Source organism: Pseudomonas sp. SDO5522_S412 (genome assembly GCF_054071215.1).
This window is the reverse complement of record NZ_JBSVWQ010000002.1, coordinates 144,440-167,398: the sequence shown is the minus strand read 5'-3', so window position 1 is coordinate 167,398 and position 22,959 is coordinate 144,440. Positions and strand designations below refer to the sequence as shown.

Here is a 22,959-nt window from a genome sequence, read left to right as displayed (position 1 = left end):
CGCTCACCACAGGACACCGTGAAATGGCCTATCAGCCCCAGGAAATATTCTTCCGCTCCAACGCCCCGGTAACGGTGGACGAGGACAAGTGCATCGCCGAAAAAGGCTGCACGGTCTGCGTCGACGTGTGCCCGATGGACCTGTTGGCGATCAACCCGGCAACGCAGAAGGCGTACATGGCGTTCGATGAATGCTGGTACTGCATGCCCTGTGAAAAAGATTGCCCCACCGGCGCAGTCAAGGTCGAGATTCCGTACCTGTTGCGCTGAGACCTGCCGCAAACGCCATCCGCCAACCCCGGACGCAGCCCTAGCCACACCCCCTCGTTTCCCACCGCGCCAGACCGTGGCGGAGACGATTCCTTCAACCATGATTCGAGGGGAACTACCCAATGTTATTGCGCGCAACCCTGGCCGGCCTGGTGCTGGCTTGCTTGAGCCTGTCGGCCCAGGCACAAACGATCCGGGTGGCCATCGGCACCCAGGACACCACCATCAACTGTGCCGCGGGCGGCTTGCTGATCCGCGAGCTGGGGCTGCTGGACAAATACCTGCCGCACGACGGCAAGTACAAGGACGCGACCTACGACGTGCAGTGGAAAAACTTCACCAGTGGCGCGCCGCTGACCAATGAAATGGTCGCCGGCAAACTGGACTTTGGCGCAATGGCCGACTTCCCCGGTGCCTTCAACGGCGTAGCGTTCGAGGCGGCGGGCAAGCACAGCCTGTTCATCAGCGTGTTGTCGGGCAACATCAAGGGCAGCGGCAACGGCATTGTGGTGCCGGTCGCTTCCAGCGCCCAGTCCCTGGCGGACCTCAAAGGCAAGACGATTTCCGTGCCGTTCGCCTCCACGGCCCATGGCATGTTGCTGCGTGCTGTCGCGGCCCAGGGCTGGGACCCGCTCAAGGACGTCAACATTATTGCCCAGGCGCCCGAAGTGGCAGGCTCGGCGTTGCAGGCCAACAAGATCGACGCCCATGCCGACTTTGTGCCGTTCGGCGAACTGTTCCCCAACCGTGGTTTCGCCCGCAAGATCTACGACGGCTCGCAATCCAACACCCCGACGTTCCACGGCGCGCTGGTGGACGAAAGTTATGCCAAACAGTACCCGGAAGTGGTCGTCGCCTACCTGCGCGCGAGTATCGAGGCCAATCAGTTGCTGGCCGCAGAGCCGGAGAAGTACAGCGAGCTGATCGAAAAAGTCACCGGCGTCGAAGCCGAGGTCAACTACCTGTTCCATGGCCCGCTGGGCGTGCAGACCCGTGACTTGAGCTGGAAACCCGAATACCGCCAGGCCGTGGGCACCGCGATCGACACCCTCAAGCTGCTGAAAAAGGCCGACCGTGGCCTGGACCTCAATACCTTTATCGATGACCAGTACATCCGTGCCGCGTTCAAGGCCTCGGGCCTGGACTATGCGGCGCAATTGGGCAACTACGCCCAGGCCCCGCTGAAGGCCAACGACGCCCTGAGCGGCGCGCCGATCACTGACTGGAAGCACGTCGCGCAAATCTGGGTCAAGGGTGAGCCCAAGGTGCGTGATTACGCGTCGGCCGAGGCGGCGTTCACCGCGCTGGACAGCCTGAACAAACAGGGCAAGGCGGTGCGCGCCGTGTATGCCCAGGCCGAAGACAGCGGCATCAAGCTGCTGGCGAGCCAGGCCTGGTTTGCCACCGACCAGCACGGCCAACTCAGTGCATTCCTGCTCAAGGGCCAGGCGCAGCAATTTGCCCAGGCCCAGGGCGGCAAGGTGTTCAATTTCACCGACGCCGGCGCGCAGGCCGTTGCCGGTCGCTGAGGGAGCGTGTTCATGACAAGCACCCCATGGCGCTGGCTGCCCAAGGCCGCTTCCTTGCTGTTGTGCCTGCTGTTCTGGCAGTTGGCGGCCAGCCAGCACTGGAACCTGTGGCTGGTGACGTTTGCCAATGTGCCCACGCCGGGCTCCGTGGTGCAGGCGGCCCTGGGGCTGGCGGACTCGGGCAAGCTTGTGCGGCACTTGAGCGCAAGCCTGACCCGGGTGTTCGAGGGCTACCTGGCGGCCGCGCTGGTGGGGATCGGCCTGGGCATCGCGATTGGCCGCTGGAAGTGGGCGGAAGACCTGCTGTTGCCGCCGCTGGAGGTGATCCGGCCGATCCCGGCGGTAGCCTGGATCCCGCTGGCGATCCTGATGTTCCCGTCGTCGGAGCTGTCGATGATCTTCATCACCTTCACCGGCGCGCTGTTTCCGGTGCTGCTCAATACGGTGCATGGCGTGGAAGGCGTCGACCCTCGGCTGATCGCCTCGGCGCGCAGCCTGGGGGCAGGGCGCCGGGCGATCCTGCTGGAGGTGATTTTGCCGGGCGCCGCGCCGAGCATCATCACCGGCCTGGCGATTGGCATGGGCACTTCGTGGTTCTGCCTGGTGACGGCGGAAATGATCTCCGGCCAGTACGGTATCGGCTATTACACCTGGGAGTCCTACACCATCCAGAACTATGCCGACATTGTCGTTGGCATGCTGTTGATCGGCGTGCTGGGCATGGGCAGCAGCCTGTTGGTCAAGCGTCTCGGCGCACTGTTCACTCCCTGGCATCGACCACGAGGTAAAGCCTGATGAGTCATCTTGAGGGCCGTGTCGACATACGCGGCTTATCCATTGTATTGGGCGAACAGCAGCAGGCATTCGAGGCGGTGAAAGCCCTGGATTGCAGGATCGAGCCGGGGCAGTTCGTATGCATCCTCGGCCCGTCCGGGTGTGGCAAATCGACCTTGCTCGGCGCGCTGGCCGGGCATCTCACGCCAAGCCAGGGCACGCTGGAAATGGATGGCCAGCCGGTTGCCGGGCCGTCCCAGCAACGGGGCATGGTGTTTCAGCAACACACACTGTTCCCTTGGCGTACGGTGCGCGAAAACGTTGCCTTCGGCCTGAAGATGCGCGGCGTAGGCAAGGCCGAGCGCCTGGCCGCCGCCGATGAGATCCTTCACCTGGTGGGCCTGGAAGGTTTTGCCGAGCGCTGGCCCAACCAGCTGTCGGGTGGCATGCAGCAGCGGGTGGAAATTGCCCGGGTATTGATCAATCGTCCCGGCCTGCTGTTGATGGATGAACCGTTCGGCGCGCTGGATGCCCTGACCCGCATGAAGATGCAGGCCTTGCTGCTGGACATCTGGACGCGCATCCGCACCACCGTGGTGTTTGTCACCCATGACATCGACGAAGCGCTGTTCCTGGCCGACCGCATCCTGGTGATGAGCCCGCGCCCCGGGCGCATCATCGAGGATTTCCAGCTGACTTTCCCAAGGCCGCGCAGCACCGAACTGATGACCTCGCCGGAATTTACCCACCTCAAGCGCCATTGCCTGGAGCTGCTGCACCACGAAGATGGTCGCCAGTTACCACGGCTGAACCCGCTCGGGCTACCCAACGATCACCCAAGACCGCGATTTGCCATATGACCTATGAAACCGAAAACCCCGACATCCAAGCCCTGCGCCCGCGGCTGCAAGCGCCGGATGCCGGCATGCGCCGGATCGCCCTGATTGACCTGGCTGACCTGGAAGACCCCGACGGCCTGGTGTGGCTGGTGGACAGCCTGCGCCACGACCCGGCCACCGACGTGCGCGCCCAGGCTGCCAGCCTGCTGGAGGCGTGGGAAGAAGACGCAGTGGTCAAGGCGCTGTGCCAGGCGCTGACCGACACTGAAGCGTCGGTACGTGATGCCGCCGCCCAGAGCTTGAGCGTACTCAAGACGACGCAGGCGGGCCGGCTGTTATTGCCATGGGCCACCCACGCCGACGTCAGCGTGCGCACGGCAATCTTCCGTGCCCTGCGCGAGTTGCGCCTTGAAGCGGCGGCGCCGTCGGCAATGCTGGCGCTGAACGATACCGATGCGGGGGTGCGCCGCGAAGCGGTCGGTGTACTCGGCTGGCTCAAGCACCTGCCGGCATTGGACGCCCTGGCGAGGTTGGCCAGCAGCGATCCGGACACCGAAGTCCGGCGTGCCGCCACCGGCGCCCTCGGCCTGGCCAGTGATGAGCGGGTACTGCCGGCGCTGTATGAAGCGTTGCAGGACGCCACCTGGCAAGTACGGGAAGAGGCCGCGACCACCTTGGGCAAAGTCGGTAGCACCCGCGCGGGCGACGCCTTGATCACGGCGCTGGCCGATGACTACTGGCAAGTCCGCCTGCGCGCTACCCGCAGCCTTGGGCGCCTGCGGTATGCACCGGCGTTGTCGGCGCTGCTCCTGACGTTGGGCCACAGCATCAGCAACCTGCGCAAGGAAGCCGCCCTGGCGCTGGGCGAGTTGGGCGACCGACAGGCCCTTGGCCCGCTGCGTGATGCGGCCGACGATGGCGACCCGGAAGTACGCAAGGCGGTGCGCATTGCCCTGGCACAACTGCAATGAACAGTGCACCGAACGGCATTGGCCGAGATGATGATGGGCGCTTGAGGCTGGAATGGCGCGACGGCGTGCAATGGATCGACCACGCTCGCCTGCGCCGTGAATGCCCGTGCTCGCAGTGCCGGGCCTTTCGGTTGAGAGGCATGCCGCCGCTGGTGTCGGACCGTGTCCGGGTGCTGGAGGTCCATCCCCAGGGGTATGGCGTGCAGTTGATTTTCAGCGATGGGCACCAGCGGGGGATTTACCCGTGGGCTTATTTGGCAGCAATGGGGCTCCAGACCGGGGCGCCAATCTCCGCTGGTCAGGTGCGCGACTGAGGTTGCAGGTGTGCCGGCAGGCGGCGCAGCGTCCACCACACCGTCAGCATCGCTGCCACGGCGCTGAGGGCGATGCCGATCAACATCGGCGCCGGTGTGTGGTCTGCGAACAGGCCGGCCAGGGACATGGCTACGGCGGCGGTGATCATCTGGATCGCGCCCAACAGCGCCGAGGCCGAACCGGCCACGGCACCGTGATCTTCCAGGGACAACACGCCGGCCGCCGGCAACAGCAAGCCGAGAAAACCAAAGCCAATAAACAGCAGTGCCATCATTAACGGCAGGCTGTTGCCCCACAGTGTGGTAAGTGCCAGCAAGGTCATGACGGTCGCCACGCCCGCCACCGACCAGCGAATCAACGGCGCGAGGCCGAAGCGTGCACTCAAGCGCGCGGTCAACTGGCTCAGGGCAAAAAACGACGCCGCGTTGAGGGCAAAGCACAGGCTGAATTGCGTTGGCGTGAGCCCGTAGTATTCGATGTAGACGAATGGCGCGCTGCCGATGAACACGAAGAACGTCGCAAGGCCAAAACCGCCCACTACCGACAACCCGGTAAACACCGGATCACGCAGCAACGCGCCGTAGCTGCCGAACGCATTGCCCAGGGTCTTGCCCAGACGGCGTTCGGCGGGGTGGGTTTCCGGCAATTGTACGGCGGTCATGATCAGGCACAGCACTGCAGCCACACCCAGTACCCAAAACACTTCGCGCCAGCTCCACACGGCAATGATCACGCTGCCGGCCAGCGGCGCGAGAATCGGTGAAATGCTCACCACCAGCATCAGCAACGCCATCAAGCGCGCGGCTTCATGGCCGGTGTACAAGTCACGCACAATCGCCCGCGGAATCACCATCCCGGCGCAGGCGCCAAAGGCCTGCAACGCCCGGAAGCCGATCAGCACCTCGATGGAGGGGGCGAGGGCGCAACCAATGCTGGCCACGATGAAAATCGCCAGGCCGGCATAAATTGGCGGCTTGCGCCCGAACACATCGCTGATCGGGCCGTAGAACAGCTGGCACACACCGATGATCATGAAGAACACCGTCAGGCTCATCTGCACCGCGGCAGGCGAGGCATGCAGGCTGGCGCCGAGTGTCGGCAACGCCGGCAGGTAGCTGTCGATGGCAAACGGGCCGACGGCGGTGATCAACCCCAGCAGCAGGGCGAGCTGGGCGATACTTCGAGACATGGTGGTTCCGGGCGGCGGTAAAAAAGAGGGGCCAGCTTAGTGATCGCCCTCGGCGCATACAAGCCGGTGTTTACAGACTCGCTACATAGTCACCAGCGGCAGGGTGTCGTGAATAGGCAATGGATACGGGAGATAGACGTAAAGTATTAATTTAACTCAACTAAATATCCATTTAGTCGAGTTGGATATTTCGCGAATTTAAGGCTGGGCGAGGGCGGTCGTTCGGCGCTCACTGATGCGTTCAACCGCCAGCATATGGTCGGTGCCCCATTGGCAAAGCGGCCCCAATGCCTGGGCCAGCGAGCGTCCGAAGGGAGTCAGGGAGTATTCGACCTTTGGCGGTATCTCCTTGTAGTCGATGCGCGCGATGATCTCATCGCGTTCCAGCTCCTTCAATTGCTGGATCAGCACCTTGTCCGTCACGCCGCCAACGGCGCGCCGCAGTTCGCCATAACGGTGAACTTCATGGGCCAGGTGGTACAGGACCAACGGTTTCCATTTCCCGCCAATCACCGCCAGGGCGGCGTCGAGCCCGCAGTTAAAGGTGCTGTTTGACATGTTTTTGCCCTCAGGCTGGGTACTTACCAAAAGGTGCATACTATTCAAAACAATAGCGCAGATCTACGCTTGGGCCTCAACATTTGAAGGAAACACTCATGAACAGGCTCAACGGGAAAATCGCCGTCGTCACCGGTGGCAACAGCGGGATCGGCTTGGCCAGCGCCATACGCTTTGCGGCCGAAGGTGCACAGGTCGTTATCGTGGGACGCCGCCAGGATGAACTGGACAAAGCCTTGGTCCTGATCGGGCATGACGCGATCGCGATCCAGGGCGACATTTCAAACCTGCGTGATCTTGAGCGGGTATTCGCACAGATCAAGGCTGACAAAGGTCGTGTTGATGTGTTGTTCGCCAATGCGGGCCTTGGGGATCTGGAGCCCATTGGTGCGATCACGGAGGAATCGTTTGATCGCACCTTTGGCGTGAACGTGAAAGGCACGTTGTTCACCGTACAGAACGCGTTGCCATTGATGAGCGCCGGTGGCTCGATTGTGCTGACAGGTTCGACGACGGCCTCGATGGGCACCGCAGCGTTCAGCGTCTACAGCGCGTCGAAAGGCGCACTGCGAAACTTCGCGAGAAGCTGGGCGCTGGATCTGCAAGGCACAGGTATTCGCGTGAACGTGCTATCACCTGGGCCGACAACGACACCAGGTTTGGACAGAGCGCTATCAGGTACCGGCCAGAAGGATGCGATTGTCGATTCGATGGTTACGCGTGTACCGCTGGGTCGTATGGGGCAGCCAGATGAAGTGGCGAATGCGGCATTGTTCCTGGCATCGGATGAGAGCAGCTTCATGACGGGCAGCGAGATGTTCGTGGATGGCGGTTTCGCTCAGGTGTGATCCAGGCTCATCGACCAAATCGAGACAGGCTGGGTTTGGTCGATGAGGAGCGTGGTGCACTGGTTGAAATCTGGCTGGCACTGACCCTGATAACGGATCATATGATTGGTGAAAACAGGCATGTCCGCTCGCTGTTGCGTTTTTATTTTAATAAAAATCAGATAGATATCTGAGATTTAGAAAATTTCTGTTGCCGTAGCAGCGGTAACCTATGTTGTTGCTCTGCCTCAAATTCCTATAGCAACAAAAAGCCCTATCCAACACGGCACCGACGTTGCGATATCCGTAGCTTATGTTGCTAGTCGGGTTGATTGAGACTCGCCTGCTACCGTTTCATTTGCACGAAATCTATATGAATGTTTGATGCACGTGTATCGACATTCGTTGCGCATGTGCTGATGCCCTGGCGATGTGTGCATCGGCCACTTTCTCTCGGCGTGGTAACGCGCAGCAGCACAACACAAAACAGGGAGTGGGCGAAGCCTAGATTGGGTTTGGCTATTGGAACTCAAGGGTTATGACGTGCTGCTGACCGATGTAGATATGCCGCTCATGGATGGGTATTAACCAGCCGATACTCTGGGTCAGTGCGATGTGAATATCCTGACTATCGACGTCACCGACAATGCGCTGCGCGACAAGGGCGAGCATTCCATTCGCATGGGCATGAACAGTTGGTTATCTAAGCCGATGGACATCCAGAGGCTTTATCTATGTTTGCGCAGTGCGCTTGATTCCGCGGTGGTTGAGGCTCCCAACTGCGCTTCACAAGTAAGCGATGTCGATGAAATTGTGGAACGCGCAATTGCCGGTTGTAAACTTGAAACGCCGCCCTGTTCAGGGCGGCAATGGGTCACTTCGAGACGAGCGGCTCAGGCGCACTCCAGCCGCCACCCAGTGCTTTGTAAAGCAGCACTACATTGAGATACGACGAGGTTTCAGCCTGTGCCAGCGCATCCTCAGCATTCAACTGAGTACGTTGAGCATCCAGCTCTGCCAGATACGCCGCGCTGCCCGCTTCAAAACGCGCATGCGCGAGCCGGGCAGCACGCTCACTTTGCGCTGCAGCTTCGGCAAGGCTACGCACCCGTTGCTGCGACAGGCTATAGGTCGTCAGTGCGCTCTCTGTTTCCTCGATCGCATTCAGCATCACTTGCTCATAGCGCGCTCGGCTACCCACTTCACGCGCCTGCGCTTCACGCTGCCGAGCCTTGACGCTGGCCAGGTGCAGTGCGGGCCAACTGACCGAGGGCATTACGCTGAACGCGCGGCTGCCACTCTCGCCCAGATTCCCACCGCGCAAGGCCACGAAGCCGAGAAAACCGCCCAAGTCGATCCTTGGGTAAAGCTCGGCCGTCACTGCACCAATGTCGGCGTTCGAGGCCGCCAGTGTGCGTTCGGCACTGGCAACATCGGGACGTTGGCGCAGCAAGTCGCTGATCTGGCCAATCGGCAAGCGTGTGACCAGAGCCGGCAAGGTTTTAAGTTCGGTCAACGCTTGTAGGTCGTTGGGCCGCGATCCGGTCAATACGGCGAGTCGATAACGGCTAAGCGCTTGACGGGTTTCCAGGCTGGGTAACGTGGCTCGCACCCGTGCGCGCTCGGCCAGGGCGCTGGCCAGTTCGTCGGCGGTACCGCGTCCGGCATCTACTCGGCCCTGGACCAATTCGACGGTTTTCTCCTGATTGCACAGGTTGGTGCTGGCTACTGCCAGCTGGCGTTGCGCACCGCGCAGTTCGAAGTAGTGACGCGCGATGTCGGCGGTGACTATGATGCGGGTTTGTGCCAAGTCTGCCGCGACGGCCTCGGCGCGTGCCGAAGACGATTCCGACAAGCGCTGCAGCCTGCCGAACAAGTCCAGTTCCCACTGCGCATCCAGGCCGGCCTGATAGGTCTTGGCAAGGTTGCGTTCACCGCTCGGGCCGGGGTTGGCCTGGGACAGACTACGGGAATAAGCTCCGCTGGCAGTCACCGTGGGCAGTTGGTCCAGCTGTCGCTGGTCCAGCACCGCACGCGCCTCCAGCAACCGGGCCTGGGCGATGCGCAGGTCATGGTTGCGCGCCAGCGCTTGATCGATCAACGCATCCAGTTGTGGGTCTTGGAATTGTCGCCACCAGTCCTGTTGCAGGCGTGTGTTGCTATACAACGCCGCGTCGGGGCTTTGAGTCAGTTGTACCGCAGGCTCGTTGCTGGCCCGGTAGTCCGGGCCGACGGTGCAGCCGCTTATCCAGGCCAAGCAGGCCAGCAGCGCCAGCGGGCGAAGCACGAAGGTATTGATAGGATGCATGTGTGTCTCCTTACACCGGGTGGGCCGTGGCGGCGTCGGCTGCATCGGCAGCGGCCAGTGCACGGGCGCGGGGTGTGGTCGCCGCCATACGATGGTCGACGGCAATGAACGAATACATGGTCGGCAAAACCAGCAAGGTGAACAGCGTGCCCACCAACATGCCCACGACGATCACCAGGCCCAGGTCATAACGGCTATGAGCGCCAGCACCGGAAGCGAACAGCAAGGGAATCAAGCCTGCCACCATTGCTGCCGTGGTCATCAGGATCGGCCGCAGGCGCATCTTTGCCGAGTGCAGAATCGCCTCGCGACGATCCAGGCCCTGCTTGACCTGCATTTCATTGGCGAACTCCACCATCAGGATGCCGTGCTTGCTGATCAGGCCAATCAGGGTCACCAGGCCGATCTGCGTGTAGATATTGATAGTCGCCATGCCCAGGGCCAACGGAATCAAGGCACCGCAAATCGACATTGGCACGCTGATCAGAATGATCAACGGGTCACGCAGGCTTTCATACTGCGCGGCGAGTACCAGGTAGATCACGATGATCGCGAACAGGAACGCCATGACCAGCGCGCCGCTTTCCTGATGATATTGACGTGCATCCGAGAGCCAGTCGTAGGTGAAACCCGGCGGCAGTAGTTTGGCTTGCGTCTCGAGGAACTTCACCGCGTCGCCCATGGCCACGCCCGGAGCAGGAATCGCCTGGAAGATCGCCGAGTTGAGCTGGTCGAACTGGGTCAGTTGATTGGGCTCGACGCCGGTCGAGACGCTGACCAGGTTGGAAAGCGGTACTTGCCCGCCTGTGGCGCTGGTCACATAAAAGCGTGACAGCGCTTCGGGCGTCAGCCGCTCGCCGCGCAGGCTCTGCGGGATTACATCGTAGGAGCGGCCGTCCATGGCAAAGCGGTTGACGTAGTTTTCGCCCACCAGCACCGCCAGGGTGTCACCCAGATCCTTCATGGTCACGCCCAGGCTGTTGGCCTTGGTACGGTCGACTTTGATCTTGATCACCGAGTTGTTGTAGTCCAGGTCGCTGTCCACCACCATGAACAGGCCGCTTTCACGTGCGGCGTGCTTGAGTGCTTCCATCGCTTCATAGACTACGCTGTAGTCACCAGCGCTTTTGATCACCATCTGCACCGGCAAGCCTCCGGTAGATCCGGGCAAAGACGGCAGCTGGAAGGCAAATACGTTGCTGCCCTCGATGGTGTTGGCGCGGTTTTGCATGTCGCCCTGAATCTGATCGGCATTGCGCTTGCGCTGTTCCCAGTCGACGAAATTGACCCCACCGATGCTGTTGGATACGCCATTGCTGCCATTGATTAGCCACAGGTTGCTCTGTTCCGGCAAGGTCACCATGACGTCGTTCCATTGCTTGCCGAACTTCTCGACGTAGTCGATGTTGGCGTTCTGTGGTGACTTGATGGCCGTCAGGACGGTGGACTGGTCTTCCGTCGGCGCCAGTTCGGTCTGGGCGCGGCTGTACAGCCACGGCACGCTGATCAGTACGATGATCGCAATCGTGAACGTGACCCAACGGTGATGCAGCGACAGATCCAACACGCGGCCATAAGCGCTGCCCAGGCGATGGAAGAAGCTCTCGGCCTTGCGCGCCATCCAGCCTTCGTTCATCTGGCTGTTGAGCAGCAGTGAGCTCATGACCGGCGACAGCGTCAGCGCGATAATGCCGGAGACCACCACCGAGCCGGCCAGGGTAAAGGCGAACTCCTTGAACAGCGACCCGGTCAGCCCGCCCATCAGGCCGATGGGCGCATACACCGCAGCCAGTGTCAGGGTCATCGCAATCACGGGCGCCGCCACTTCGCGCGCACCCAATAGCGCCGCGTGGGTGGGTGACTTGCCTTCTTCGATATGACGGTGGACGTTCTCCACCACAATGATCGCGTCATCTACCACCAAGCCGATGGCCAATACCATGGCCAACAGGGTCAGCAAGTTGATGCTGAACCCGAACATCGACATGAACGCGGCCGCGCCCAGCATCGACAGGGGAATGGTCACCACCGGAATAATCACCGCCCGCGCCGAACCCAGGCTCAAGAAAATCACCAGCACCACGATGGCGATGGCTTCGCCCAGCGTGCCAACCACTTCATCGATCGATGCACTGATAAACCGCGCCAGCTCAAACGGCACGGCGACTTTTACGTCCGGCGGCAGGTTGGTGCGGATCCCCGGCAGCAGTTCGTTGAGCCTCTTGACGATCACCAGCGGGTTGGCATTGGGCGCGGCATTCAGTCCAAAAAACACCGCCTGCACGCCGTCCATGGTGGCGCTGGTGTCGGTGGACGCCGCGCCCAGTTCCACGGTGGCGATATCGCTCAGGTGCACCACACCGGCAGCAGTGGACTTGACCACCAACTGCCGAAACTCGGCGACATCCACCAGATCGGTGTTGATCTGGATATCCGATACCACATACAAACCCTTGGCCTGGCCTGGCGCAGCCTGCACGTTGTTGTTCAACAGTGCCTGGGCCACGTCGCTGCCGGAAATGCCATGGGCGGCCATGCGATTGGCATCCAGCCAGATGCGCATAGCCATTTTCTGCCCGCCGTTGAGGTCGATGCTGCCAACCCCTTCAATGGACGACAACTGCGGTTGAACCACCCGCTGCAAGTAGTCCGAGAGGGCCGCCGTTGACAGGGTTGGGCTGGAAAAACCGACGTAGGCCACCGCCGTGGCTTCGCCGGAGGATTTCACGATGACGGGGTCGTAGGCTTGCTCCGGCAAGCGGTATTTGACCTCGCTGACCTTGGCCATCACCTGGGTCATGGCCTTGTTGGAGTCGGCATTGAGCTTCATGCGCACGGTGATTACGCTTTTGCCCTGGGTCGACGTCGAGCTCATGTAGTCGACGTCTTCCACCGTGGCGACAGATTGCGCGATGGCCTGGGTGACGAAGCCTTGCATCAGTTGCGGCGAAGCACCGGGGTATTGAGTGGTGATCGTCAGCGTCGAGCTTTCCGTCAGGGGGTACTGACGAATCGGCAGGTTGTTTATGGCCAGCAGCCCCATCAGTAGAATCAGGGTGCTGACCACCAGCGCCAACACCGGGCGCCGTACGAACAGGTCGGTAAATTTCATGTTTAGATCCTTGGTGTCTCAGCGGCTCGAGGTTTGATCGAGCCCGACGGTGTCCTTTAGCGCGATGCGTACCGAGGCGCCGCTGCTCAAGCGCAACTGGCCGGAGGTCACCACGCGATCACCAGCCTTTACGCCGTCAAGCAACACAACCCGGCCTTCCGAGCGTTCACCGGTCTTCACGTAGACCTGGCGTACCCTGTTGGTCAGCTGCGTATCAGCGCCCTCGACCACGTAGACAAAGTCGCCATAGGCGCTGTAGCTCACGGCCGTTTCGGGCACGCTGATCACGTCTTTTTTGGCTGGCAAATGCACTTCGCCCTGTGCGTACATGCCTGGCGTCAGCAGGTTGTCCGGGTTCGGCACCGTGGCCTGGACCAGCACCGTGCGGGTGCCCGGGTCGATGCGCGGTTCGAGGGTGCTGACCCGGCCCTTGAACGGGCGCTGCGGGTAGGCATCTACGCGGATGCTCATTTCCTGCCCGGTTTTCAACTGCGCCAGCGCGCGCTCGGGCAAGGTGATGTTGGCGTACAGCGTCTGCGCGTCGGTCAGTGACACCATGGCGTCGCCGGCCTGCACGAACTGGCCCAGGTTGACCTTGCGTACACCCAGCACGCCGGTGAAGGGCGCCTTGATGCGTTTCTGATCGATCAGCGCCTGGACCCTTACGATATCGGCCAACACCTGGGCGTAGGCGGACTGCGTCTGGTCCAGTTCCTCTTGCGTCGCCGCCTGTTGAGGCAGCAAACGCCGGGTCCGTTGCAACTGGGCTTTGGCGTTGGCGGCTTGGGCCTGGAGCCGGGCCAGTTCGCCCTGTTCCGGGGCATCGTTGAGTTGCACCAGGGTTTGCCCGGTTTTCACCCGCTCGCCCGGTTGAAACGCAATGGCACGTACCAGACCGCCGCTTTCGGCGGTGACCATGACTTGGCGGGTGGCTTCAAGTTCACCGATACCTGCCACGGTGGTGGGCATATCGGCTTGCGTTGCGGTGGCGACGGCCACCTGGATCGCAGGCATCGGTGCTGTATTCGCCGCATCGGAGGGGCGAGCGGGGGTGGACTGCCGGTACAAGCTGACGGCGCCGCCAATGACGAGCACTGCGGCAACCGTGACGCACACTGTAAGTTTTTTATTCATGATTCCGGTACTAACGTAAGACAACAAATTAAGAGCCCGAAGGGCTCAACGGTGGCGAGCATTCAACAAGGTTATGGAGGCACCGAGCCCCAGAAAAAAGATCAAGGCGGCGAGGACGCTCGGGGCAAGCCCGATCGCGTCCACCAGCAGCCCAAGCGGAATGGGCACCGCGTTGAACAGGTAGATCGTCATATAGAAATACGCCACCAACTTGGCGTGGCAGTTGGCCGCTGCCAGTTGATTGATCAGCCGCGCACTACCGACAAAAATGGCGCCATAGGCATAGCCGCCGATCACCAGGGCCAGCGCAGCGAGCGTCAGCGAATGGATCGAGAAGGCCGTCAGCAGAAGCAGGAAGGCTGCACATTGGGCAACCAATCCAGACCGCAACGCACGCGCTGCATCCAGGCGTTTGCAATACAGCTGGCTGGCCCCGGCAATCAGCAGGTACACCGCCATGCTGTAGCCAAACACCCCGCGATCACTCAGGCCCAGTTGCTGTTCGGCAGCGCTGGGGCCGATCACGAAGACGCAGGCCGTGAACGACCAGCTGAAAAACACCGACCACGCACAGAAGTGAAAAGGCCGACCTATGCCGCGCAAGCCTTCACGTAACGACGACTGTTCGTGGCGCACCCGCGTGTCCGCCTGGATCGCGTTGCGCGGCCAGAGCATCAATGCGCCGACGGCGGCGACAGCCACCAATGCCATGATCAACCAGAAGGGCAGGCTGGCCGGGTACAGATTCAGTTGCAACGCGGCGCCGCTGACCACCGGGCCGAGGGCCAGTCCGATTATCATCGCTAACGTCGCCAACGTCGCCGCCAGTTTGCCGTTGTCCAGCGGGCCGAACCTGACCAGCGACACGTTCACAGCGGTGGTCATGATCCCCGCGCCAAGCCCGGAAATGGCACGGGCGGCACACAGGGCCCACAGCGAATCACATGCAGCGCACAGCCAGGCGCCGATCAGCACCAGCACAATGGCCGCAACCAGCAGAAAACGCTGGTCTTTGACATGGCCGGCGATGCGCGCCAGGGTCATCAAAGCCAGCAGAACACCGGCACCATAGGCGCCGAATATAAACGTCAGGTCCACCGCATTGATCTGCAGGTGTTCCTGGTAAAACGGGTACAGCGGCGTGGGTACGCTGCTGTTCATGAGCGCTGCGGTCAGCGACAGCGCAAGAAAAAACAACAGGCCTTTGGAGCCGTGTTTAGTGATATCGACGGACATGAGTCTCCCAGCCCAGCGCTCAGGGCTTTTGCCGAGTGAATGTTTGCAAGAGGGATGTGGATGGGTGTCAGAGGGCTTGGCCCATTGGCAAATGATACGGACCGGGGCGATTGGCACCATGCCCGAAACCCCAGGCTTTATTCGTCATCGTCCAAGGATGGGGCTAAGCGGCTCAAGCGAAATGAACGGGGGAGGCAATCTGTACGTTGTCGGCTGGACGATCACGAAGCTTTTTTGGAGCACTGGCTATTAACCCGCCTGGGGGTTGCTCTTAAGCTGGATTCACTGATTTTCAGCCAGTAACAGAAGGGTATGAACATGAAAAAGCTGCACAAGAAAGTCGCGCTGGTGACCGGCGCCTCCAAGGGCATTGGCGCGGCCATTGCCAAGCAATTGGCCCAGGATGGCGCCACCGTGATCGTTAACTATGCCAGCAGCCGTGAGGATGCCGACCGCGTGGTCGAGCAGATTCTGCAGACCGGCGCCAGGGCCTACGCAGTGCAGGCCGATGTTTCTAACAGCGCCGACCTTAAGGCGCTGTTCAAAACCATTGTGCATGAGCATGGCCACCTCGACATCCTGGTCAACAATGCTGGCGTCTATTCGACCAACCCGTTGGCTGACATTACGCAGGAGGAGTTTCACCGCCAATTCAACCTCAATGTCCTGGGGCTGATCCAATGTACTCAGGCCGCGGTCGAGGTCTTCAATTTGGAAGGCGGCAGCATCGTCAATATCAGCTCCAGCGTTACCTCGTTCACACCTGCCAACTCGACGGTGTACACCGCCTCCAAGGCGGCGGTGGACGCTATTACCCGCACCCTGGCCAATGAGTTGGGGCCCAGGAATATCCGGGTCAACTCGGTCAACCCAGGGTTGGTGGTCACCGAGGGCGTGCATGCCAGCGGTTTCTTCGAAGACGCATTCCGCCAGAAGATCGAAGCCATTACGCCGCTGGGTCGCATCGGTCAGCCCGAGGATATTGCACCCGCCGTCGCGTTCCTGGCGTCGTCGGATGCGAGCTGGATTACCGGTGAAACCCTGATAATCGGCGGCGGCCTGCATTAAGCCTAGGCGGTGTGCTCGCGCACATAATGGCGGGGCGACTGCGACATAACGCGTTTGAACGCTGTGCTGAATGCACTCTCGGACTCATAGCCCAATGAAAACGCGATGGTGGACACGGCGTCATCGGAGTTTTTCAACCGGTCGCTGGCCAGCAACATGCGCCAGTGCGTCAGGTACTCCATCGGTGCCGCACCGACCACCTGCTTGAAGCGCAGCGCGAATGCCGAGCGCGACATGCTTGTCAGCTGCGCCAGTTCCTGGACGCTCCAGCGATGGGCCGGGTCAGCATGGATTGCGCTCAGGGCGACGCTGAGGTTGCGGTCGGCCAAGCCGTAAAACCAACCGATGCCAGTGCTGTCCAGGGTCGCCAGGTGGGTCCGCAGGACTTCGACCAGCATCAGGTGCGCCAAGTGCTCATTCATCAGCGACCTACCGGGGCGCTTCTGTTGCAGCTCCGAAGTGAACCGCTCCAGCGCCCAGCGCAGGAGCGATGCCTGCGGATCATTGGCCTGCACGTGAACCAGTGAGGGCAGGCTGCTGAGCAACAACTGGGTGGGGACACCACTGAAGTCAAAGCGGCCACCGACCAACTGGATGTCGTCGCCGCCGTAATGCAGGGCCAATTCGTCCGCCGCCAGGGTTTGAAAGTGACCGTCGGAGTCCATCACCGATTGGGACATATCGCTGTACAGAGAAAAAGGCATGCCGCGGGTCATGAGAAAACAATCGCCCTGTTGCAGGCGCTGCGGCTGCTGTTCGCCCTCCACTTGCAGCCAGCAGTTGCCCTTGACCACCGCCGTGAACTTGATGCCTTCGCGCTCGGGAAAGGTGAAGGCCCAATCGCCGCCCAAGGAGAGTGTGGCGGAGTGGTAATTACGGACTCTCAACAATGAGAGGACGTCGGACAGAGGATCCATGCATCACCTGACTGGACGGAAAATAAAGTAAGCGGCATTTTATAACATAGATCATCCAGGTTTCACGCTTGAATATGAGCTTTACCCTACAGCGGCATCAGGCACCGTGATCCACTCGCCATCGTCGCAGCGATGGCTGGATAACGTCCCTGGGGTAACAACAGGGGGTTATCGCCAGCGCCCAGCCTCCAGCCTAGACTCCCTGCACGTTCTTCACTCGACTATTGAGAGTTAAAACATGCGCTTACGAGACCTTGGCATCGCAATCGGTTCAGGCACACCTGGGGCGTTCAATGCCATCACCGACGTGCCTGGCGTACGCGTCGGCCACCACACCCTCAATGCTGAAAGCGCTGATGGCTCGATGCATACCGGTGTGACCATTATCGAGCCGCGCCCGGTTGCGGCGCATTTGGCGCCGTGTTTTGCAGGCGTCCACGTGCTGAACGGTAACGGTGACGCCACCGGCCTGGAATGGATTCGCGAGGCGGGGTTGCTGACCACGCCGATCGCCTACACCAACACTCACAGTGTCGGCGTGGTGCGTGATGCGTTGGTGGCCGCCGAGCGTGAGATGGGCAAGCAGCACACCTACTGGTGCATGCCGGTGGTGCTCGAAACCTACGACGGCATCCTCAGCGATATCTGGGACCAACACGTCAGCGCCGAACACGTTCAGGCCGCCTTGGCCGATGCCCGCAGCGGCCCGGTGCAGGAAGGTTGCGTCGGTGGCGGCACAGGCATGATCTGCCATGAGTTCAAAGGCGGCATTGGCACCTCATCGCGGGTATTGAGCAGCGAGGAGGGCGGTTGGACCGTCGGCGCACTGGTGCAAGCCAACTATGGTGTACGCGATGCTTTACGCGTTGCGGGTTACTCCGTGGGAAGTGTGTTGAAAGACATTCCTTCGCCTTACGACGGCCCGGTGAACGTCGGTGTGCCCGGCATGGGGTCCATCGTGATCACCATTGCTACTGATGCACCGTTGCTGCCTCACCAGTGCACACGCCTGGCCCAGCGAGCGAGCATCGGATTGGCGCGGGTCGGCGGCGGCACGGAAGACGACAGTGGGGATATTTTCATTGCGTTTTCGGTCGGCAATAGCGGCCTGCCGGTTGCCAACTTGGGGCATCCGGGCCCCGCGACGACGCCATTGAAAATGGTCAACAACGACTACATGACGACCTTGTTCGTGGCCGCCGCAGATGCTGTCGAAGAAGCGATCCTCAACGCGATGTTGGCCGCCAACGACGTGCAAGGTCGCGGCAGAAAAGCCCTGGCTCTCAAGCCCGACCAGTTGTTGGCGGCGATGGCGAAAGTCGGTTGGGCACCCCAGCCTTGAGGGCCTAGTCCTGAGCCTGAAGAAACAACAGGAACAGCTCAGACTGAGACTTGATCCCCAGCTTGTTGTACAGGTGCCGGCGATGCACCTTCACGGTCTCGGCCGAGATCGCCAGTTTGCGTGCGATCTCTTTATTCGAGCAGCCACTGAGCATCAACTGAGCGACCTCTGCTTCGCGGGTCGACAACGCGGCGCTGATTTGCAGCGCGGGTGACTGCAGGCGCTCCTGCCAGTCCGGTGCTGGCTCCGGTGTGCGCTTGATTTCCTGTTCAAACACGCAACGCTGGCGCATCAACCCGGCCACCCATGGCTGGATCAGCCGCAATAAGGCGATTTGTTCCTGGCTGAAGCGGCAGTGGCTGCCCAGTGAAAGGCTCAAGGTCCGATCAGGATCCAGTTGTACGTTTATATGGATCTCGTCGGCTACCACGTTCAGGCGAAAGTAGCGTTGGTAATAATCGGTCTGCTCAAAACATTCGGGGGCGACATCATCGAGTTGGAACAGGCCACTTTTGGGTGACTCCCGATTGGCCAGGTAAAAGGGATCAAGCAGGTAGAGCCCCTTGAGGTAGTCCTGGAACAGCGAATCGCTGCCGCCATCCTCATCTTGGGATTCAGCCAGCACCTGGGGCCTGCCGGCGCCTAAAATCAGCACCACCCAGTTGTCCATCGGCACATATCGGCCGAGCAGGCGGGCCATTGATCGCCAGAAATGAGGGCGGTCCAGGGTCTCGATCAACCGGCCGACCGCGTCATGCCAAGCCACATCCTGCAGCGTCAGATTCATCTCACTACCCATTCGGGGGTACCCCATCGAAGTGTTTTTTTGCCACCTGGGTACAGCCCATACTCGTTTCAGGCCTGCGTACACACGGTGTCAGCACGGCCTCAACTATACGCAAGGATCAGCCATGAAGATTGAACTCATGCAGTTAGCCGGTCGCGATGGCGATACCGCTTATAACTTGAGGCGCGCCTTAGAAGCCATCGCCCACTGCGACGCAGACACCGACCTGCTGCTTTTCCCTGAAACCCATTTGATGGGCTTCGTCGCCGGCGAGCAGTTGGCGCAGGTTGCAGAAACCCTTGAAGGCCCGTCGCTGCAAGCGGTGCAACAGGCAGTACGAGAACGCAATGTTGCGGTGGTCATCGGCCTGGTCGAGAACGACGCGGGCGTCTTCTACAACACTTCAGTATTGATCACACCTGATGGGCTTTCATTGGCTTACCGCAAGACCCACCTGTGGCCTTCAGAGCGGGGCGACATCACGCCTGGCGACCGTTTCGGCACTGTCGTTTTCAAAGGTGTGCGTATCGGCATTCTGATTTGCTACGACATCGAACTGCCGGAAACCGCACGCGCACTCGCCCAATTGGGCGCCGAGTTGATCATCGTCACCAACGGCAACATGGACCCTTACGGCTCGGTGCACCGCACTGCGATCATGGCGCGGGCCCAGGAAAACCAGGTGTTTGCGGTGATGGTCAATCGCGTGGGGCAGGGCGATGACGGCTTGGTGTTTGCCGGCGGCAGCGCCGTGATCGACCCGTTCGGCCGTGTGCTGTTCGAGGCCGGGCGCGAGGAAACACGGCAAACCATCAGCCTGGACTTGACGCACGTCCACGCCGCCCGCATGGATTATCACTACCTCAATGACCGCCGCCTGACGCTCCCCGGTGAGACCGTGGAACATGCCGACGGCCGCCGTGAATGGCTGATTCACTGATCGCGCTTTACCCCCTCATAACAATAATCGGGAGTTCTCATGATCGTCATTCGATGCATGCAATGGAGTCTGGCTGTGTTTTTCAGCAGCGTGGTGCTGTGTACTCAGGCCGCCGAACCGAAGGTCAATATTTACAACTGGTACGACTTTATTGCCACGGACACGCTGAAGAACTTCCAGGCGCAGACCGGCACCCAGGTTGCGTATGACGTGTTCGATAACAGCGAGGTCATGCAGAGCAAACTCATGGCCGGGCGCAGCGGTTATGACGTGGTAGTGGCCACCGGCGACCTGTTGCCGAACCTGATCAAAGCCGGTGTGCTCAAGGAGCTGGACCGCACGCAGCTGGCCAACCTGTCCCACCTTGATCCGGATATTCTGGCGAAGGTGCAGACTAACGACCCCGGTAATCGCTACGCCGTGCCTTACCTGTGGGGCACCACGGGAATCGGTTATGACGTGGACAAAGTCCAGGCGATTCTGGGCGCCGAGGCACCGGTCAACTCCTGGGATTTGATTTTCAAGGAAGAGAACCTTGCCAAATTAAGCGAATGCGGTGTGGCCATGCTCGATGCGCCAGGCGAGATCATCCCCATCGCCTTGCATTACCTGGGCTTGCCTTACAACAGCCAAAACCCCGATGACTATGTGAAAGCCCAGGCGTTGCTGCTCAAGCTGCGCCCGCACATTCGCTATTTCGATTCTTCACGGTTTATTACCGATCTGGCCAACGGCAACATCTGCGCCGTAGTGGGCTGGGCCGGCGGGGTGATGGACGCCAAGAAAGCTGCCGACGCCGCCGGCAGTGGCCGGAAGATTCAGTACAGCATCCCCAAAGAAGGCGCGCCGGTCTGGGTCGAAAGCCTGGTGCTGCTCAGCGATGCGCCGAACCCTCAGCAAGGGCTCGCCTTCATCGACTATATGTTGCGTCCGGAAGTGATCGCACAGTCTTCCAACTACCTCAGTTACGCCAACGCCAATAAGGATGCCCGCAGTTTGGTGGATGAAAAGGTCAGGGAGAATCCCGGTGTCTACCCTTCGAAAGTGGTGCTGGATACGCTGTTTCCTTTGGAACCGTTGCCACTGAAGTTGGAGCGGGTGCGTACGCGGATCTGGAGTAAGGTCAAAAGTGGTACTTGAGGTGCCGTTGCCGCTTAAAAAGCGCGGGAGGAAGGTCAAACCGGGCACGCCGACGGCGGCGAAGTTGTAGGTGTAGTTGAGCATCCAGGTCTTCTCGTCTTCCTGGATAAACTGACCGATGCGGGCGTACGCAGAGCCGCTATATGTAATAGGTGGGCTGATACGCCTCGTTAAACATTGGAGTAATCGATAACTCAGTTCACGGCCAAGCCCGCCTGGTCTCGGTCATCACCCTGCAGGAAGCGGCAGTCCTGGTACAGCGTTTCGTCAGCGCTATAGCTCGTAAGGCGCATAAAGGCATGAAACGACCTGGGGCAGGACCTAGGCTGTGCGATCGCCGCCCTCATTTCTACTTTCTTCTTGAGCCGGTCCCAGCTCGTTCCAACCGCAGCTGTCTAAATTCCAGAAACGCCCGAACCCGCGCAGTCACGGAATGCCGGTAGCTGTACGTGTCAAGCAATGGCAGCGGCGCAGGTCCAGCGAGACTTCCCGCAATCGGGCCGCGGCAAGATCTTCCTGGCATGGATAGGCTGCCACTATCGCGAAACCGATGCCTTGCCGAGGCCAACGCATCTCCCCGCTGTTGACACGATAGCGACTACTCACAGATACCTTCACGAGATTTCGCCTGTGGCGTCGAGAACAACCAGAGCTAACCCTTCAATGCGCTCAGTAGTAATGCACGGCAAGGACTCAAGTTAGCGCACTTGGCGCGGAGTTCCCGTTTTGGCTAAAAGAGCGGGCCCCGCAACCACAATGCTGGGTAGCGTAGCGAGAGTACCTATGTTAACGGGATAATGCCGATAAGTTTTTCCATAATTGATTGATGAAGAATTAACGATCCGCGCTTAGTTAAATTCAATAGAAGGGGCCGGTTTTCAACTAGCGACAAAAGGTTACGCTAAATAAAACTAGAGCTGAAATTTAGGACGTTTCCGATTTGATTGCGCTTCCCTCGCGGTTAATATGCACGCCTTCGCTGCTCAAGCTGCTCAGCAGAGTAATTACGAGTGCGATTAATAGAGGTGGAAGCCTCGATCTAAGTTTAACTAATCGGAGTCATTTAATGGCAATCTTGAAAAAAACCTTTTTTGTACCTTTCTCGTTTGTGGCCGTGGCAGCTTCTGTACAGGCTGCGGATCCAATCGAGCACACCATTATGCTGCAGGCTACCGTTCCCACTAGCGAGTTTTATGTTGTGCCGTCAGATAAAGACTGGATCGGGACTCGTCAGGAACTTGGTTACAATGTAATCACTGAGGAGCTGGGGAATTTAAGAAAATCGTTCGATGTCAAACATATAGCTGGTTCTATTACAGCGCAACTGACCTCGTCAGCGATTTTGGCGAGCTCGTCTGACAATATCCCACTCACTGTTAAGTTTAATAATATTGAAGTGAATACCAACCCTACAGAAGTTATCTCGGCTGCACAAGCTAAAAGCCACAGTACTGCAAACTTGGAAATTATTCCAACCAAACCAAGCGATGGCTACGTCGCAGGTAAGTATGCGGGGAATGTGAACCTTTCGTTTGATGCGGTTGTCAACGCCGGCGGACTTTAAATTAAAAAATTAAGTTCGCCTATTTTTATATCTTCCGCTCAAGCTCTTAGCCTCCGCCAATAGAAATATTCGGACTGGCTTGCACGCGCCTGTTGGTGGATGCCCTCGTCTACTGGGGGTATCCCCTTATCTAAAATTCG

At 59.9% G+C, this 22,959-nt stretch carries 20 protein-coding genes and 1 pseudogene; 12 read left to right on the top strand and 9 right to left on the bottom strand.

Features of this window, described 5'->3' with window-relative positions; translation table 11 throughout:
* The first annotated feature begins 23 nt into the window (after positions 1-23).
* From ACW9I6_RS01395 to ACW9I6_RS01370, 6 genes are all read left to right on the top strand, one after another.
* The gene (locus ACW9I6_RS01395) at positions 24-269 is read left to right on the top strand and encodes a 4Fe-4S dicluster domain-containing protein (protein WP_003217650.1); all 246 of its coding nucleotides are present in this window, start codon (positions 24-26) and stop codon (positions 267-269) included.
* A gap of 122 nt (positions 270-391) precedes the next feature.
* Positions 392-1,798 carry an ABC transporter substrate-binding protein gene (locus tag ACW9I6_RS01390; protein ID WP_457338763.1) on the top strand — a complete coding sequence of 469 codons (1,407 nt, stop codon included), beginning with the start codon at positions 392-394 and terminating at the stop codon, positions 1,796-1,798.
* Between the two features lie 12 nt (positions 1,799-1,810).
* The gene (locus ACW9I6_RS01385) at positions 1,811-2,593 is read left to right on the top strand and encodes an ABC transporter permease (RefSeq protein WP_003217654.1); all 783 of its coding nucleotides are present in this window, start codon (positions 1,811-1,813) and stop codon (positions 2,591-2,593) included.
* The gene (locus ACW9I6_RS01380) at positions 2,593-3,432 is read left to right on the top strand and encodes an ABC transporter ATP-binding protein (RefSeq protein ID WP_087692992.1); all 840 of its coding nucleotides are present in this window, start codon (positions 2,593-2,595) and stop codon (positions 3,430-3,432) included. The genes ACW9I6_RS01385 and ACW9I6_RS01380 overlap by 1 nt, the downstream gene beginning before the upstream one ends.
* Complete coding sequence (locus ACW9I6_RS01375; protein ID WP_457338762.1) at positions 3,429-4,382, top strand: HEAT repeat domain-containing protein; 954 nt, start codon at positions 3,429-3,431, stop codon at positions 4,380-4,382. The genes ACW9I6_RS01380 and ACW9I6_RS01375 overlap by 4 nt, the downstream gene beginning before the upstream one ends.
* Positions 4,379-4,696 carry a DUF971 domain-containing protein gene (locus tag ACW9I6_RS01370; RefSeq protein WP_008433404.1) on the top strand — a complete coding sequence of 106 codons (318 nt, stop codon included), beginning with the start codon at positions 4,379-4,381 and terminating at the stop codon, positions 4,694-4,696. Before ACW9I6_RS01375 ends, ACW9I6_RS01370 begins: the two co-directional genes overlap by 4 nt.
* On the opposite strand, the gene ACW9I6_RS01365 is transcribed toward ACW9I6_RS01370, so the two are convergent.
* Positions 4,681-5,886, bottom strand: coding sequence for a multidrug effflux MFS transporter (locus ACW9I6_RS01365; protein WP_457338761.1), 1,206 nt, complete (start codon positions 5,884-5,886; stop codon positions 4,681-4,683). The two genes, ACW9I6_RS01370 and ACW9I6_RS01365, sit on opposite strands and share 16 nt — an antisense overlap.
* Before the next feature lie 198 nt (positions 5,887-6,084).
* Entirely contained in the window at positions 6,085-6,444 is a 360-nt protein-coding gene (locus ACW9I6_RS01360; RefSeq protein WP_177021099.1) for a winged helix-turn-helix transcriptional regulator, read from the bottom strand.
* Positions 6,445-6,542: 98 nt separating this feature from the next.
* On the opposite strand from ACW9I6_RS01360, the gene ACW9I6_RS01355 reads away from it, so the two are divergent.
* The gene (locus tag ACW9I6_RS01355; RefSeq protein WP_087692989.1) at positions 6,543-7,292 is read left to right on the top strand and encodes an SDR family NAD(P)-dependent oxidoreductase; all 750 of its coding nucleotides are present in this window, start codon (positions 6,543-6,545) and stop codon (positions 7,290-7,292) included.
* Between the two features lie 853 nt (positions 7,293-8,145).
* On the opposite strand, the gene ACW9I6_RS01350 is transcribed toward ACW9I6_RS01355, so the two are convergent.
* From ACW9I6_RS01350 to ACW9I6_RS01335, 4 genes are read right to left on the bottom strand one after another with little or no spacing between them, the layout of a single operon-like run.
* On the bottom strand, positions 8,146-9,579 hold the full coding sequence (locus ACW9I6_RS01350) for an efflux transporter outer membrane subunit (protein ID WP_457338760.1): 1,434 nt from the start codon (positions 9,577-9,579) through the stop codon (positions 8,146-8,148).
* A 10-nt stretch (positions 9,580-9,589) separates the two neighbouring features.
* On the bottom strand, positions 9,590-12,691 hold the full coding sequence (locus ACW9I6_RS01345; RefSeq protein ID WP_457338759.1) for a MexW/MexI family multidrug efflux RND transporter permease subunit: 3,102 nt from the start codon (positions 12,689-12,691) through the stop codon (positions 9,590-9,592).
* Positions 12,692-12,709: 18 nt separating this feature from the next.
* Positions 12,710-13,825 (bottom strand): efflux RND transporter periplasmic adaptor subunit, encoded by a 1,116-nt coding sequence (locus tag ACW9I6_RS01340; RefSeq protein WP_457338758.1) that lies wholly within the window; start codon positions 13,823-13,825, stop codon positions 12,710-12,712.
* A gap of 45 nt (positions 13,826-13,870) precedes the next feature.
* Positions 13,871-15,061 carry an MFS transporter gene (locus ACW9I6_RS01335; protein WP_457338757.1) on the bottom strand — a complete coding sequence of 397 codons (1,191 nt, stop codon included), beginning with the start codon at positions 15,059-15,061 and terminating at the stop codon, positions 13,871-13,873.
* Positions 15,062-15,379: 318 nt separating this feature from the next.
* On the opposite strand from ACW9I6_RS01335, the gene ACW9I6_RS01330 reads away from it, so the two are divergent.
* A complete protein-coding gene (locus ACW9I6_RS01330; RefSeq protein ID WP_457338756.1) occupies positions 15,380-16,129 on the top strand; it encodes an SDR family NAD(P)-dependent oxidoreductase in 750 nt (249 codons plus the stop codon).
* 2 nt (positions 16,130-16,131) lie between these two features.
* Here ACW9I6_RS01330 and ACW9I6_RS01325 read toward each other — a convergent pair whose 3' ends face one another.
* The gene (locus ACW9I6_RS01325; protein WP_457338755.1) at positions 16,132-17,046 is read right to left on the bottom strand and encodes an AraC family transcriptional regulator; all 915 of its coding nucleotides are present in this window, start codon (positions 17,044-17,046) and stop codon (positions 16,132-16,134) included.
* Between the two features lie 238 nt (positions 17,047-17,284).
* Here ACW9I6_RS01325 and ACW9I6_RS01320 point away from each other — a divergent pair, with 238 nt between their 5' ends.
* Positions 17,285-18,388, top strand: a complete 1,104-nt coding sequence (locus tag ACW9I6_RS01320) for a DmpA family aminopeptidase (RefSeq protein ID WP_457338754.1) — start codon at positions 17,285-17,287, stop codon at positions 18,386-18,388.
* Between the two features lie 4 nt (positions 18,389-18,392).
* Here ACW9I6_RS01320 and ACW9I6_RS01315 read toward each other — a convergent pair whose 3' ends face one another.
* A complete protein-coding gene (locus ACW9I6_RS01315; RefSeq protein ID WP_457338753.1) occupies positions 18,393-19,175 on the bottom strand; it encodes a response regulator transcription factor in 783 nt (260 codons plus the stop codon).
* A 124-nt stretch (positions 19,176-19,299) separates the two neighbouring features.
* Between ACW9I6_RS01315 and ACW9I6_RS01310 the strand changes: the two genes are divergently transcribed.
* Together ACW9I6_RS01310 and ACW9I6_RS01305 are read left to right on the top strand one after the other, a co-directional pair.
* Complete coding sequence (locus ACW9I6_RS01310) at positions 19,300-20,115, top strand: carbon-nitrogen hydrolase family protein (RefSeq protein WP_457338752.1); 816 nt, start codon at positions 19,300-19,302, stop codon at positions 20,113-20,115.
* Between the two features lie 39 nt (positions 20,116-20,154).
* Entirely contained in the window at positions 20,155-21,255 is a 1,101-nt protein-coding gene (locus tag ACW9I6_RS01305; RefSeq protein ID WP_457338751.1) for a polyamine ABC transporter substrate-binding protein, read from the top strand.
* On the opposite strand, the pseudogene ACW9I6_RS01300 reads toward ACW9I6_RS01305, so the two are convergent.
* A pseudogene (locus ACW9I6_RS01300) lies at positions 21,244-21,375 on the bottom strand (OprD family outer membrane porin); the annotation flags it as partial. The gene ACW9I6_RS01305 and the pseudogene ACW9I6_RS01300 overlap by 12 nt on opposite strands.
* 946 nt (positions 21,376-22,321) lie before the next feature.
* Here ACW9I6_RS01300 and ACW9I6_RS01295 point away from each other — a divergent pair.
* The gene (locus ACW9I6_RS01295; protein ID WP_457338750.1) at positions 22,322-22,819 is read left to right on the top strand and encodes a CS1 type fimbrial major subunit; all 498 of its coding nucleotides are present in this window, start codon (positions 22,322-22,324) and stop codon (positions 22,817-22,819) included.
* Positions 22,820-22,959: the final 140 nt, after the last annotated feature.

Coding starts and splice junctions, on each gene's coding strand:
- ACW9I6_RS01355 (WP_087692989.1), top strand. CDS start 6,543: ATGAACAGGCTCAACGGGAAAATCGCCGTCGTCACCGGTGGCAACAGC.
- ACW9I6_RS01320 (WP_457338754.1), top strand. CDS start 17,285: ATGCGCTTACGAGACCTTGGCATCGCAATCGGTTCAGGCACACCTGGG.
- ACW9I6_RS01350 (WP_457338760.1), bottom strand. CDS start 9,579: ATGCATCCTATCAATACCTTCGTGCTTCGCCCGCTGGCGCTGCTGGCC.
- ACW9I6_RS01370 (WP_008433404.1), top strand. CDS start 4,379: ATGAACAGTGCACCGAACGGCATTGGCCGAGATGATGATGGGCGCTTG.
- ACW9I6_RS01380 (WP_087692992.1), top strand. CDS start 2,593: ATGAGTCATCTTGAGGGCCGTGTCGACATACGCGGCTTATCCATTGTA.
- ACW9I6_RS01295 (WP_457338750.1), top strand. CDS start 22,322: ATGGCAATCTTGAAAAAAACCTTTTTTGTACCTTTCTCGTTTGTGGCC.
- ACW9I6_RS01375 (WP_457338762.1), top strand. CDS start 3,429: ATGACCTATGAAACCGAAAACCCCGACATCCAAGCCCTGCGCCCGCGG.
- ACW9I6_RS01340 (WP_457338758.1), bottom strand. CDS start 13,825: ATGAATAAAAAACTTACAGTGTGCGTCACGGTTGCCGCAGTGCTCGTC.
- ACW9I6_RS01310 (WP_457338752.1), top strand. CDS start 19,300: ATGAAGATTGAACTCATGCAGTTAGCCGGTCGCGATGGCGATACCGCT.
- ACW9I6_RS01365 (WP_457338761.1), bottom strand. CDS start 5,886: ATGTCTCGAAGTATCGCCCAGCTCGCCCTGCTGCTGGGGTTGATCACC.
- ACW9I6_RS01335 (WP_457338757.1), bottom strand. CDS start 15,061: ATGTCCGTCGATATCACTAAACACGGCTCCAAAGGCCTGTTGTTTTTT.
- ACW9I6_RS01305 (WP_457338751.1), top strand. CDS start 20,155: ATGATCGTCATTCGATGCATGCAATGGAGTCTGGCTGTGTTTTTCAGC.
- ACW9I6_RS01390 (WP_457338763.1), top strand. CDS start 392: ATGTTATTGCGCGCAACCCTGGCCGGCCTGGTGCTGGCTTGCTTGAGC.
- ACW9I6_RS01395 (WP_003217650.1), top strand. CDS start 24: ATGGCCTATCAGCCCCAGGAAATATTCTTCCGCTCCAACGCCCCGGTA.
- ACW9I6_RS01330 (WP_457338756.1), top strand. CDS start 15,380: ATGAAAAAGCTGCACAAGAAAGTCGCGCTGGTGACCGGCGCCTCCAAG.
- ACW9I6_RS01325 (WP_457338755.1), bottom strand. CDS start 17,046: ATGGATCCTCTGTCCGACGTCCTCTCATTGTTGAGAGTCCGTAATTAC.
- ACW9I6_RS01345 (WP_457338759.1), bottom strand. CDS start 12,691: ATGAAATTTACCGACCTGTTCGTACGGCGCCCGGTGTTGGCGCTGGTG.
- ACW9I6_RS01315 (WP_457338753.1), bottom strand. CDS start 19,175: ATGAATCTGACGCTGCAGGATGTGGCTTGGCATGACGCGGTCGGCCGG.
- ACW9I6_RS01385 (WP_003217654.1), top strand. CDS start 1,811: ATGACAAGCACCCCATGGCGCTGGCTGCCCAAGGCCGCTTCCTTGCTG.
- ACW9I6_RS01360 (WP_177021099.1), bottom strand. CDS start 6,444: ATGTCAAACAGCACCTTTAACTGCGGGCTCGACGCCGCCCTGGCGGTG.